Origin of the sequence: Duodenibacillus massiliensis (assembly GCF_928721995.1) — a bacterium.
GTDB classification, from domain to species: Bacteria; Pseudomonadota; Gammaproteobacteria; order Burkholderiales; family Burkholderiaceae_F; genus Duodenibacillus; species Duodenibacillus massiliensis.
Window position 1 is genome coordinate 915,773 of record NZ_OV788642.1, and the last position, 12,802, is coordinate 928,574.

Consider the following 12,802-nt stretch of genomic DNA (forward strand, 5'->3'; position numbering starts at 1 on the left):
GCGGGATTATGCGGCCGATTCACACTCACCGCCAACACACTTTCGAAACCAAAAGTACACAACCGGCACATCCGAATGCCGCAAGCCCGTGCGGCATGACATTTTCTGTTTCTTTTCAATGCCCTGACTCTTTTCCCCCGCACCGATTTGCAGGAAATAAAATCATCCGTATAATTTCGGTCTCTCGCGGGGTGTAGCGCAGCCCGGTAGCGCGCCTGCTTTGGGAGCAGGATGTCGGGAGTTCGAATCTCTTCACCCCGACCACGTTACTGGTTGTATGACTGCCCGTAGCTCAGTTGGATAGAGCATCGGCCTTCTAAGCCGAGGGTCGCTGGTTCGAATCCTGCCGGGCAGGCCACAACATGACGGCGAGACAAAAAATTAACGGTGGGTGTAGCTCAGTTGGTAGAGTCCCGGATTGTGATTCCGGTTGTCGTGGGTTCGAGTCCCATCTCCCACCCCAGGTCACTAAAGCCCTGCTGGTTCACAGCAGGGCTTTTTCGTATCTTTCCGTACCACCAAACCCGCGCCGTTATTGGCTTCGCGGTGTTCCGCGCCGTCTCTCTCCGCGTCTCTCTGAGTCTCTCCCGTTTCTTTCTATCCCATAATTCAAAAGCACCCAAAAAGGTCCCAAAAAACGTCTCCCGCCGGATTGGCTCTTTTTTCCTTGCTTTATCCCTGCTTTAATTACGGTGCCGCAGCGCACTTTTCACTGGTTACTGCCTTTGCACACCACTTTCGGACAGTGGAAACAGGAACACGGGTTAATTCGCTGATCTTGCGCCATGAGACCCCCTCTGCGCGCATTTTCAGAACCTTCTCCCGCAACTCATCGGAATAACGCAGCTGGTTGTCTGCAATCTGAACTCTGAACCGCCCCTTGCGGTACTCACGCTGCCAGTCCCGGACAGTGTTTTCCGAAAGTTCCAGAATTGACGCCACTTTGGTGTAGCCGTAGCCGTGCTCAAAAAGGTCACGGGCCCAGCGGCGCTTCTTTTCTGAGGCATAAAACGCGGGCTTCTGACGAACCGGCACGCTTTGCCCTGCACCATCACTGAGTGTCATGTTCATTTGTTTCGCCGAAAACGCTACTGGTAAAAAAGACCCCGCTTCCTGATTGAGGGAACGGGGCTTGAAAGTTGCCTGACATGGAGTTTTGATGCCGTTTTCTCCCGTCTTTTAAAGGAGAAACGACAGGTAACCGGCTCAAGCAAAACCGGGAGCTCCCTCTGAAGCGTTCGTGTGAACCCCTCAGAGAAAGCGGTAAAGCGCTTGCCCTTGCCGCCGTGGCGTTATCCGCTTTAGGCGGCTCGGGCCTCAGTCCGGTTACCCGGACTGAGTTTTTTTCATACCCGTTCGATTAGAACGCGTAGCGGACGTTGACGTTGAACGTGTTGTTCATACGGTCGTCGCTGCCCACGCCGAGCTTGTAGTTGAGACCAAAGCCCCAGGCGCCGTTGGTGGCATTGACGCCCAACGTTGCCTGAACCGGGTTGGAGTCAATCACACGGACCGCGAGGTCGTCAGTGGCGTTCACACCGGTGATGCCGAGTTTGAGGTCAGCATCCTTGTCGCCGAAGGTCGGGACAACCGAGAGATCGAACTTCGGAGCAACCGTCCAGTCGCCCGTCTGGAAGTCACCGGAGACGGTGACACCAACCGGCATCTGGAAGACGTTCTGATCGTCGATTTCGGTCTTGTAACCGGCTTCAAAGCCGTCGGTCGACAGAGCCGTGTAGCGGATGCCGATATGGGGCACGAGCTTCACAGCGCCGACTTCCGCGAGGACTTCAGTGCGCAGGCCGATCGTGAAGGCATCGGTATCCTGGCTGAACTTCCAAGCCTGGCCGTAACCGTTGGCGGTCACGTCGTTGGAAGCCGTGAGGTAACCGATGTCAGCGGACACACCGAGAACGTCAGCAAAGGTCTTGCTGGCGTAGACGGAGAAGCCCACGAGGTCAGAGTCGGTGCTCGCCTTAACCGTGGAGTTCTTGTTGTCCGTGTCGGCCGTCCCGATCGTCAGAGCGGCGCCCAAAACAGCGTTGCAGGCGAACTGGTAGTCAACACCGAGAACACCGGAGTAGATGTCGCTTTCGTAGCCTGCGCCGTCAAAGAGCGACTTGGCTTCGAACATACCGCCGTTGGCGGCAGCCCAAACGTTCACACCGGCAGCACGCTGGGTGAGGAGCGACACACGGTCAGCAACCGTTTCACCCATCTGGTTCACAGCGTCCATCGTCATCGTCTGAACACCGGTCGTGGCGCCGAGGCTTGCGACGTCCTTAGCGGCCGTCTGCATCTGCGTGAGAGACATATTGCCGTTGGCATCAGTCCAGCTCGTGGTGGAGTACAACCACTTGTTGAACTTCGCGGAAGACGAGGTGCCGTTGTCCATGTTCTGATCGAACATGGCGTAGGCAACACCGAAGCCTGCAGTAGCGGCGATATCAGCGTAGCCGTCGTCCTTCTCATTGATCATACGGAGTTCAACCGTGCCTTCGGTCGTCGTTGTATCCGTCGTCGTTGTACCCGTCGTCGTGAACTCAACTTCCGTCAGGAGATCACCCGCCCAAGTCATGTCATGCAGCGCATCACCGAAGTTAGCGGCCGAATCAGTGCCCTGTTTGAAAGCACCGATCTTGATCTTGTCGTGGACAGAGAAGTTGGCAATCGAAGCCACAGCATTCGAATCAAACGTAACAGGACCACCGAACACAGCCGTCGTACCCGTCACATCAACCTTATCAGCATCAATGATGAGCATCTGGTTGGCACCGACGTTCACTTCGTCAGCAGTAGCGCCGATACCGTTCACAGACACATACGTCGGAGCAGCGGCAGCCTTCGTGGTCGCGGCAACCTGGTTACCGACATAGATCACGGACGTAACAAGTTTCTTATCCTTGTTAATAACCGTCACACCATCGGTATCCAAAGGTTTCGAACCCAGGCCATATCCGGTTTCAGCAAAAGCCTTCTGGGCATCAGCCACAGCAGAGGTCTGACCGAAAGCAACGATAGCGCCAGCATCCACAGTCACTATAGCACCGCTTGCAACCGTACCGACAGAAGCCAGTGCGGCGTCGGCCACGTTGATCATGTAGCCGTTAGCCTTGTTGAAGAGCTCCGTCTGGGTATGGTCAGCGGGTTCTGCAACAACCGTGACAGAGCCTTCCTTCAGTTCACCCACAACCGCCTGACCCTTCACTGTCAGACCCAAGGTAGCACTGAGCTTTCCAAGGTTAGCGGTACCATAAACGGTACCAGCCTGGTTCAAAGACGTGAGATCTGCGTTATTGAACACGCCGGTATCCCCAACGTTGAGCGTGCCGATCGTGGCCTGAGCAGGAAGCTGCTGACCGTTGACCGTTGCGGTACCCATCGTGACAGTGCCGTCAACCTGGAACGTATCAGTGATTTTGACGTCACCGTTAATCGTCACATTGGAACCAGCCTGGGATGTCACAGAGCCGGACGTATTCACGTTACCTTCAATCGTGGCGTTGGCAGAAGCAACCGTGAGCTTGCTGTCTGCGGCACCCGAGGTCACTTCACCGAGAACAGCACCGTCACCCGTAACGGTGAGGTCGCCGGCAGCAGCGAGCATAACCTTTGCCAAATTATCCTTGGTTGCGGAAGCACCGGTCGTATCGTAGGTGATGACCTTTCCGGTGTTGTTGAGCACCAGCTTGCCCTTAACGTCGTACGTATCCGTATTGTCACTGAGCTTCAAGGCCTTGTATTCGCCGATCAGCGACTGATCGGTGACACCGGAAACCACGCCACCCTTCGTATCATCCGTCACAACGCCGGCCAAACTGGCAGCCGTGGCAGCTGTGATGGTTCCATCGGTTCCGAAAAGTTCCTTGATCTTCAGAGCACCCAGGTCAAGAAGAGCACCGGCGGAGTTGCTGCTGCCGACTGAAGTACCAAGCTTGGCGGCCAGGCCGGAGGAAGCGTCCGTCAGGGCAGTCTGTGTAATCTCACCCGTCAGACCGGTAACAACCACCTTACCGGCATTTGTACCAAGACCGTTAAACCACACGGCTTCATGGCCCGTCTCACCTTCCTTATCCCATACAGCGGCACCGTCCTTCACAGAAAGGCCGATGGCGGTATTTGTCACAGTGAGCGTGCCGCCGGCACCGACCGTGACAGCACCAGTGGCACCGGTGGTGAGCTTATCGGTCACGGCAAGCGTGCCGCCGTTAACGGCAACACTATTAGCGCCCTTAGCATCAAGCTTACCAACCGTGTAGGTGCCGGTATAAGTCGTATCAAGGACCAGCGTAGAACCGCTCGCACCAGTCCCACCCGGATAGAAGGTAATCTGCTGAGAAGCATAATTACGATCCCCCTTAACCGTCAGGGCAGCAGGAAGAATCGTCGTTCCCGGTTTAAAACCCAGCTGGACATTGCCCGTGAATTCCTGATCTCTCAAGGTCACGAGGCCGCCGTCAAGCGTCATATTGCCGGTGAGCAGCAGCTGATCAGCCGGAGCCGTATCAGCGGTCGTCGGATCAACGTGGGAGTTGAGTTCCGTCAGATTGAACGTACCCTGAATGGTCGTAGTTCCGACGCCATAAGACTTGGTGATCTTGGTAGTGAGCTTGCCGCCCTTGGCAACGGTGAGCGCTGTAGCGCCACCGGTCAGAGCACCATCAGTACCGATGTTGATCCGGCCAGTGTTGGTGAGATCGCCATTCACCCTGATATTGGTACCAATAATGGCGCCGGAGTTGGAAGCCGTGCCCTCAATCGTCAGAGCGCCGATTGCGTTCAGCGCATTGGTATTTGTCAGGTCTCCGACCGTGGTAGAACCGCTCAGCGTGACAGTGCCGGCATTGGTGAGAGAGCCGATCTGAGCAACCTGATCGGCGGCAGTTTCAACCGTACCATCCTTGGCTACGGTCATCGTGCCGGCCTTCAGTGAACCCTTGGTAAGCTTGAGCTGACCGAAGCTCTGAACATCAACCGTCTTCGCGTCAACCGTGTACTTCACGGGAGTGTGAGCAGCGTAGGCGGTGTCATTGATCTCAAACAAACCTTCCTTATTCAGGGCAATACCAGAAATCGTGAGCGTGTCAATGGCAGCCTGACCGCCCGCAACCGTCATTGTGGCGCCAGCCTTGGCAGAGCCCGCCACCGTCACGGCACCGAAGGTGTGACTACCGCTGCCTTCGACCGTCAGGCCAACGCTGTCAACCGTATCACCGGCCGTAACAGTCACTGTCTTGTAGTTCACAGAGCCGTTGTTGGTGATCTTGTTGCCGGTCTTAGCAGCAACGACCGTATCACCGGTCACTGTATTGTGAGCGTTGACGACCAAGCCGCCGGAAGCGCCCGTGAGATTAAGAGCGGTAATCGTGTGTGAAACAGCTGTCGTATCTGTCAGCTCGCCGAACGTCAGGGCTTCACTTCCAAGCAGATTAACCGTACCGACGGTGGCAACAGCCTGGCCGGATACGTTCGCTGCCTTGCCGTTAACCGTCAAAACGTCTGCCGTCAGGGTTTCGCCCACACCGGTAACCGTCAGGGTATCATTGAAGGCTTCTGTGTAGGTGAGCTTATCCTCGGCCGGCTTTGTACCGACCAAAACATTCGTACCGTTCAGACTTGCATCCGTGAAGGTGGCAGCACCGCTAACCTTCAGCGTACCCTTCTGAGCGGCGTAATCGGACTTGAAGTTAACTGCGGCACCGGAGAGAGTCAGTTCACCGTTATTGGTGAAGACAACATTTTCGAGGTCGATGTTCTTGTTCGATGCAGCAGCAACCCGCGCATTGGCACCGGCTTCAACGTCCAGCGTCACGACAGCCGAACCGTCACCGCGCACGGCGGAGTCAGCCTTATGGCCGAGGACAAAACTACCCGACTGGCCTGCCTCCTGAACCAACTGAGAAACAGCTTTTTCATCAGTCTTTGTTGCGGTGCCGGTATTCTTCTTGAAGCTGACCGTGACATCACCGTAGGTCTTTTTCTGAGTTGCATCAGTCACAACGCCGACGGCATCAGCACTGTTGTAGGTGACCTTTGCGTCCTGCTTCTTCTTGTCTGCGCCGTTGTTGGCCGTCAGTTCGATCGTACCGCTGCCGATGGCGGTCACAATCTGAGAGTAACCAGTCGATGCGCCACTGTTTTCAGTGGCCGTCACAACGAGCTTGCCGCCCATGAGCTTCACATTCTTACCCGTGAGAGCCGCATCAGCCGTATAGCCGGACTTGTTTTCATCAACGAGGCCGGTGTGCGTCGTCTTAATGGCACTATTTTGTGCATTAGTGCTGTCGACAACCCAACCCACTGTCAGCGAGGCATCTTTGCCGATAATTGCATCGTTGCCTGTCGGTTCGGCGGCCACAGCACCGCCGGCGAGCATCGCGGCAGCGGCTGCTGCGATCACCGTCTTTGTGCCCTTGGCCTGAACGGAAGAAGTCGCTTCATTGACGACCATCAGCGCGGAACGCGCCTTGGAGAAGACGACCTTAAAAGATTCGTTCATTTACAAAACTCCGAAAATTTTCGTTTTTCTGCACGCATCTTTCGGACGCATGCACCCCCGCCTATCGAGGCGGTACATTCGCAGAATAAGAATTTCTGCATTTGTCTACAGGGGGGGGGTATTCCCTTATACTTTTCGGCGTTTTTTGCTAAAAGAATTTATTTTTTGTTGTTCTTTTACAACGTTTTGAGTTTTTCGGCCGGATTGTCACCCGGAAATGTGATCGGTTTTTCGTCAAAAATGAAATAAAGTTTTCTAAGAACGGAAACGGCGCGGTTTTACCCGCGCCGTCTTCGATAAACAGATGTCAGAGTGACGCGCTTTACGCCCGCTGCTACGTGTTACATCACCGATATTTAAAACACTCGCCCTCCGTGCCCGGCAAGCTTTGCCGCACCCTCTCCGGCCACGCGACCGAAAGCCAGGCACTGCGACAAAATGCCGCCGCCGTGATAGTCCATATAGTAGAGGTTCACGGTTTCACCCGCCGCATACAGTCCGCGCATCACATCACCGTCCTGCGCGGTGACGCGGGCCTTCGTGTCGATGGTAAGTCCCCCGTAAACCATGGTGATGGAAGGAGTCAGCGGATAAAAAGCGTAGAGCCTGCCCTTCATGTCGAGTTTGGCCGCCAGATGGGATTTCGGAGGCACGGCTTCAGGCGCCGTACCGTCTGCCCTCACCTTGGCGTTAAAGGATTGCACCGTCTCCTTTAAAACCCCCGCCGGGACGCCGAGCTTAACAGCCAGATCGTCGATTCCGTCCGCGGTAATAAGACCGCCGCCCGCCTTTTCAAAGAGCGTCATCGACATACCGATACGCTTTTCCGCCTGACGCGTCTTTTCGTCAAAAATGAGCGCCACCTGCTGCTGAGGCTGCTTCAGGGTCGCTTTGCCGAAGGCAGCGTAACCGATCGATTCATCCACAAAGCGCCGCCCGGATGTGCCGCTTCCAGTAACGCACGGTTGGCGGAGTAGCCGCCGGTGGCAAGCACCACGCCCTTCGCCTCAATATCGACCAGACCCTTTCGGGTCTTTACACGGCAGCCGCAGACTGCGCCCTTACTGTTGACAAGCAGCCGCACTGCTTTTGTCTGATACAGTGCTTTTTCCCCCGCCTTTTCATAAGCCGTGTGCAGTGTCTCGAGCAGTTTGGGCATCCAGCGGTACTGGCCCGGCGAGGCATTCCGCACTCCGAGCCGCCAGGGAGACTGCTGCAGCCAGGGCTCAAACCGGGCGCCGTGCTTTTCAGCCTAGGCCACGGCATCGAGAATCTGATCGGCGAGCACTTCGTAGAGATCCGTACGTCCGCCGCCCATTGACTTTTTGGCGACATCTTCAATAAAGGCAGTCCGCGCTTCGGGGCTTTTGTCCTTTGGCATCAGAAAAGACCCAAGGCAGACGCGAGAATTACCGCCGCGCATATCTTTGCGGGCTTTATCAATCAGAAGAACCTGCGCACCGCGCTCCCGGGCTGCGAGCGCCGCGACAATTCCCGAGAGACCCGGTAGATGTCAAGTCTTCTTTCCTCTAATTTACAAATTTTTATATGTGTGAGTTCTGAGGGGCTCTGCCCACTCCGCCTCCGGCGGATTCACCTAGAGTTTTTTAGCCCGTAGAAAAACCTTTGATGCAGCTGTGCTGCACCGTTCACGAAAGTAAGAAACGGGGGTGTTCACGAGTTTGAGAACACCGTTCACGCGGTTAAGAAATCTCAGCAGGAGGAGTCCGAGCCTGAGGCCCGCGGGAAACCGTTGAACGCCCTGTTGCAGCAACAGCGGGGCGTTTGTTCAAGCTGCCTTGGCATGCTTTTCCTCCAACTGCCCATTTTCGGGGTTAAGCCACACCTCTTTGATCGGCGTACAGTTCAGCACTCTCCCGGTGATCCAGCGCTCCAGATGGCGTCTGCGAGCCTCCAGCATCGTCTCCCTGTGTCGGCGCAGCACCTCCGCGTCCTCGCCGCGATAGCGCTGCCCCGGCGTTACCATGCGGATGCCGCGGTGTCTGTGGTGCTCGTTGTAGTGGTCTACAAAGCCCTGCACCCATTGCTCAGCTTCCTCAGCATTGTCGAAGCCGTCACGGTGGTACAGGTAATCGCCGCTGTACTTGAGCGCACGGAAGAAGGACTCCGAATACGGATTGTCGTTGCTGACTCGCGGACAACTGTGCGAGAAGGTAATTCCGTTTTTCTCAAGCAAAGCCAAAGTGGGAGCGGCCTTCATGCTCGCACCATTGTCTGAGTGCACGACAAGCTGTCCGGGCTTGATTCCGTATCGCCTGAAGGCATCCCCGAGAAAGCGCACGGCGAAGTCGGCATTATCAGCCTCGAATACCCTGGCGCTCACAACCATGCGGCTGTAGACGTCGACAATGACATCTACCGGGCCTCTTCTTCCTGACCCTTCTTGATGTTCTTGCGGTCGCCGACTGTTTCAATAAGCCCCGCGTCTTCCATACGCTGTAAAACAGCCTTGGCAGTGGCGTCACCGTTGGACGCTCCGTTAATCACGATCTGAGCGGCCCGGGCAATCAGCGGCTCCATAGCTGCGCGGCCGGAACCGTCGGTCGCCATATGCACGCCGACCTCATGGAGAAACACACCTTTTGCCGTGTCCTTCGAGAGGTTCGAGGCGATGAGATAGGACTTTCCGGAAGCCGGGTCATACAACCCCTGGATGTCGCCGTTGTCGGAATGCTTGATCGTAAGCACACGATTCCCTAAAATAAGAACCGAGTCTGTTGCGACAGCTCCCTTCTGCGGACGACTGAGTGTAGGCCGCTGATGCGTAGCGCTAGCATTGCCATCACCCTTTCTAGTGGCACCTGTCGCAACAAGCCCATCAACATGGAATCCTGTCACCACCCAAGCGTCGCTACTTGGCGTCTTCGTGAGCGCAACGCGCGTTGTCTTTCCGTTCCGGAAGTTCTCAATCGTAACGTTTAAGTGACCCCACTCTTATTGAGACGGGAGGTTTCGTGGCCTTCGGCAATGGCGTAGACCACATCATCCAGCAAGTCACCGATCTGTTTTTCGTTGTAGCCGTCTTTACGGTAACGTGCCTCCATTATGTGGATAATGCCCTGTGCGCCCTTGCGAGAGCCGTTGCCCTTAATACGTTCCGAACCTTCAGAGCCGTACTCAAAATCAACCCACCCAAGCCCCTGTCGGAACATTGCACGGTACTGCGTCTTGTGATCCGCAATGAGACGAGCCATCGCATTGAGGCCGCGCTTAATGTCCGCACGCGGCGACTTCATCGGAGACCGGCTTTGTTCCGTGTCATCGATCTGACTGCGAATCTCCGCAGGCAAGTCGTCAACGGTTTCAACGACGTTCACCGCGCCCGCGTCTGTCAACGTGTGGAAAGATGCACCGATCTGCGGATCCGTGGAAAGCGTTTCCGTCACTTCAGACGTGCGGCTACCGGCGTTCGCCTTGCCACGGGACGCCCACGCACCTGCCACGCCACGATCAGCCTTTTCCTGCGCCTGCGCAAAGAAGTCTTCAATCAGCCGCGGCGAAGCGGAATCAAGCTCTGTGTCATCAACAATGCGCCCTTCCGGCGTATTGAGTGACAGGGCCAAATACCCGCCCTTCGAGCTACGCCCGAGTATGGTCAACTGCTGAGCCGTCGGCTTGCGAGCAACGGAGGCGATGCCGGCAATACGATCAAACCGCATAGCACCCGTGCGGCCCATGAATTCGTACATAGCCTCAGCGCTGTCACGAATTGTCATGGAGTTCTATGCGATGCGGCATCTGACAAGGGGAAAGGACGAGCGATACGCCTACACCGACGAACAACTGAAAAGAGCAATTGAACAAGAGAACGACAACAATGACTGGAGCAATCGCCATGGATAACACAACACTTCTGATGGACCAAGCAGCCGCAGCCGCCTTCATGGGAATTTCCGTCACGCCGTTCAAGCGCCGCCGGTACTCGGACAAGACCCGCTTCCCGAAACCGGTTGAAGGATTTTCCGCTAAGCTCTACTGGTAACGGGAAGACATCCGCAAGTATGTGGACGGACTCGGCTACCTGACGGAAGCCGCCGGTCAGCAGACAACGACCGAACCAAAAAGCGCATAGCGCTCATCACAAAAGCACCTCGAAAAGACCTCAGACAGGAGGAATCATCGAAATAGGTGCGCACACATTGAGTGTGCTGGGTGCATCTCCACCCCACAATTCCTGACCCGAGTCGGTTGCCGACTCGGGTTTATTTTTTTCCTCTAGCCGGAAAAGTCGCCGAAGATCATCCGCTTGAAACCGGCCATAAAGCCGCCGAGATGTCCGTCCGCCGCACGAGCCTTGCCGCTTAAGCGGCGGCGCCGCACGGTCTCAATAATCACGCCGATCGCGGTTGAATCCTCAACCCCGATGAGATCTTCGCTGCCGTTACCTTCCTTGTGTCCCGGAGAGGCTAAGCGGACCGGCAGCTGCATCACCTTCGCGACAAGCTCGGCAAAACCCGGCATCCGCGTACAGCCTCCTGTGATCACAATGCCCCCGGCCGCTCTCTGCAGCCAGTTTTCCGGTGCAAGAAACCGGTCGCGGATCACTTTGAGAATTTCTTCGGCGCGGCAGGTCACGACTTCCACGAGCTTACGGCAGGGGACAACCTTTTCTTCCCGGGTGGCTTCGCAGACATAACGGATTGTTTCATAGTCATCACCAGGCCTCACACCGATATGCGCATACGTGGGCTTAAGGTCATCGGCATCATCCAGGGAGCAGCCCAGAACCCCGGCAATATCGCGGGTAAAAAGATTGCCGCCCACGGGTATCACTTCTGTTTTTTCTATCCGGCTGCGCTCGTAGCAGGCCAGGTCCACCGAGCCCGCGCCGAAATCCATCATGATGACGCCGAGCTCTTTATCCGTGGGCGTCAGGCAGCTCGCTGCACTCGCCCAGGGCTGAAGAATAAGCGCCTCCACGTCAAGCCCCGCGCGGCGGATGCAGCGGATGAGATTTGCCACGATCGATTCCGAACCGACCGCGAGATGCACATGCGCGTGAATGACGTTACCGGACATGCCGACCGGATCGGCAATAAGCGTTGCCGTGTCGTTATCAAGCGTATATCCCTTCACCAGGTGCGAGACCACGCGGTCATCGTCACCCCGGCCCCTGCTGTCGTTTTTCGGGTCAAAAGCCATCGCCAGGCGCGTGACGCGCTGCACATCCTGCGCCGTCACTTCATTTTCACTCAGCACAAGACGCCCTTTGCGGTTCACGGAATGCAGATACTTTCCGGTCAATGCCGCCGACACGGCCGTAATCTTGCGCCCGCTCATTGCTTCGGCTTCGGCAACAGCCTTGCGGATTGAGTCAACGGCGAGCTCCACGTCCTGAATGCTGCCGTCATAAATCCCCAAGGCTTCCACCTTGCCGATGCCGACCACACGGATCTCGCCCGTGTCGTCAACGTCGGCCACCACCACGGAAATTTTGGCGGTACCGATATCAAGCGCTGCAATCTGCGAGGACTTTACTGCCGAATCCATCAACCTTCACCTTTTTTCTGTACCGCGGGGTGCTCCAGACGCCAAAGTCTGGCCGACTCGGCGTTCGGAAGCTGTGCAGCAAACGCATCGCGGTAACGGGCATCAATTTTCAAAGGATAACCCTGCATGATGCGGCACAGATCCGGATAGTGTTTTACCACACGCTCAAGCCGCTCCACGGGACTGTTTTCCGTCAGTGCCCGTCCGAGTTCTATGGTCACCACCGGCGTTGTTTTGAGTTCCACCGTCACGCTCCAGCTGCCGCGGTATGACGCATGCACCCCCTTCAGACGCCCGCCGAGCGCTTTGGCGGCCTTCATAAAAGCCGGCAGATACTGCACGGCCTGCACAGAATAGGCTGCATCGCCGGAAAACATGGGCATGTCGGCAAGCTTTTCGATGGACTCATCGTTTCCGGTGAAGAGAATACCCTCGGAAGACACAAGCCGGCCGTCTTCCCAAATCGCAACCGGATTGTGTTTGATCACGGTCACTTTCAGGCCGTCAGGCCAGACGCGCTCAACGGAAGCACTCTGAACCCAGCTTAATTCCTGCACCGCCTCTTTCACGGCCTTAAGGTTTACGGTGAAAAGCGTGCCCTGCACCGTGCGCTGCACGACCTGCTGCATTTCATTCACCGAAGGTCCCTTCACATCCCCGACAATGTAAAGCTCACGGACGGTGTTGGCCTCAGACGTGAGAAAACGGTAAGCGCCGCCCGCGGCGGCCAAAAGAGCCGCGGCAACAAAAACACAGCGCCAAACCCTCTTCTTCTGCATTGTCCGTCACGTC

General features: G+C 56.3%; 9 protein-coding genes, 3 tRNA genes and 1 pseudogene. 4 read left to right on the plus strand and 9 right to left on the minus strand.

Going from position 1 to position 12,802, the window contains the following annotated elements; genetic code table 11:
- The first annotated feature begins 187 nt into the window (after positions 1-187).
- The 3 genes from NXF97_RS04140 (at position 188) to NXF97_RS04150 (ending at position 463) form a co-directional block, all read left to right on the plus strand.
- Positions 188-264, plus strand: a tRNA-Pro gene (locus NXF97_RS04140).
- A gap of 17 nt (positions 265-281) precedes the next feature.
- Positions 282-358 (plus strand) — tRNA-Arg (locus NXF97_RS04145).
- 29 nt (positions 359-387) lie between these two features.
- Positions 388-463 (plus strand) — tRNA-His (locus NXF97_RS04150).
- 224 nt (positions 464-687) lie between these two features.
- Here the strand turns inward: NXF97_RS04150 and NXF97_RS04155 are convergent.
- From NXF97_RS04155 to NXF97_RS04185, 7 genes and pseudogenes are all read right to left on the minus strand, one after another.
- Positions 688-1,071: a helix-turn-helix domain-containing protein gene (locus NXF97_RS04155; RefSeq protein WP_074009804.1), complete on the minus strand. Its 384-nt coding sequence runs from the start codon at positions 1,069-1,071 to the stop codon at positions 688-690.
- Positions 1,072-1,360: 289 nt separating this feature from the next.
- Positions 1,361-6,499: a beta strand repeat-containing protein gene (locus NXF97_RS04160; RefSeq protein WP_274956557.1), complete on the minus strand. Its 5,139-nt coding sequence runs from the start codon at positions 6,497-6,499 to the stop codon at positions 1,361-1,363.
- Between the two features lie 356 nt (positions 6,500-6,855).
- A complete protein-coding gene (locus tag NXF97_RS04165) occupies positions 6,856-7,425 on the minus strand; it encodes an FAD-binding protein (RefSeq protein WP_274956558.1) in 570 nt (189 codons plus the stop codon).
- Positions 7,380-7,991, minus strand: a pseudogene (locus NXF97_RS04170) (FAD-binding protein). The gene NXF97_RS04165 and the pseudogene NXF97_RS04170 overlap by 46 nt, the downstream one beginning before the upstream one ends.
- Positions 7,992-8,288: 297 nt before the next feature.
- On the minus strand, positions 8,289-8,870 hold the full coding sequence (locus tag NXF97_RS04175) for an integrase core domain-containing protein (RefSeq protein WP_338031955.1): 582 nt from the start codon (positions 8,868-8,870) through the stop codon (positions 8,289-8,291).
- 5 nt (positions 8,871-8,875) lie between these two features.
- Positions 8,876-9,208: a hypothetical protein gene (locus tag NXF97_RS04180; RefSeq protein ID WP_274956560.1), complete on the minus strand. Its 333-nt coding sequence runs from the start codon at positions 9,206-9,208 to the stop codon at positions 8,876-8,878.
- A gap of 230 nt (positions 9,209-9,438) precedes the next feature.
- Positions 9,439-10,236: a hypothetical protein gene (locus tag NXF97_RS04185; protein ID WP_274956561.1), complete on the minus strand. Its 798-nt coding sequence runs from the start codon at positions 10,234-10,236 to the stop codon at positions 9,439-9,441.
- A 119-nt stretch (positions 10,237-10,355) separates the two neighbouring features.
- Between NXF97_RS04185 and NXF97_RS04190 the strand changes: the two genes are divergently transcribed.
- Entirely contained in the window at positions 10,356-10,502 is a 147-nt protein-coding gene (locus NXF97_RS04190; protein WP_274956562.1) for a hypothetical protein, read from the plus strand.
- 233 nt (positions 10,503-10,735) lie between these two features.
- Here the strand turns inward: NXF97_RS04190 and ftsA are convergent, their stop codons facing one another.
- Positions 10,736-12,010: a cell division protein FtsA gene (gene ftsA, locus NXF97_RS04195; protein WP_274956563.1), complete on the minus strand. Its 1,275-nt coding sequence runs from the start codon at positions 12,008-12,010 to the stop codon at positions 10,736-10,738.
- On the minus strand, positions 12,010-12,789 hold the full coding sequence (locus NXF97_RS04200) for a cell division protein FtsQ/DivIB (protein WP_084765874.1): 780 nt from the start codon (positions 12,787-12,789) through the stop codon (positions 12,010-12,012). The genes ftsA and NXF97_RS04200 overlap by 1 nt, the downstream gene beginning before the upstream one ends.
- Positions 12,790-12,802 lie beyond the last annotated feature (13 nt).

Coding starts and splice junctions, on each gene's coding strand:
- NXF97_RS04155 (WP_074009804.1), bottom strand. CDS start 1,071: ATGAACATGACACTCAGTGATGGTGCAGGGCAAAGCGTGCCGGTTCGT.
- NXF97_RS04160 (WP_274956557.1), bottom strand. CDS start 6,499: ATGAACGAATCTTTTAAGGTCGTCTTCTCCAAGGCGCGTTCCGCGCTG.
- NXF97_RS04185 (WP_274956561.1), bottom strand. CDS start 10,236: ATGACAATTCGTGACAGCGCTGAGGCTATGTACGAATTCATGGGCCGC.
- NXF97_RS04190 (WP_274956562.1), top strand. CDS start 10,356: ATGGATAACACAACACTTCTGATGGACCAAGCAGCCGCAGCCGCCTTC.
- ftsA (WP_274956563.1), bottom strand. CDS start 12,010: ATGGATTCGGCAGTAAAGTCCTCGCAGATTGCAGCGCTTGATATCGGT.
- NXF97_RS04200 (WP_084765874.1), bottom strand. CDS start 12,789: ATGCAGAAGAAGAGGGTTTGGCGCTGTGTTTTTGTTGCCGCGGCTCTT.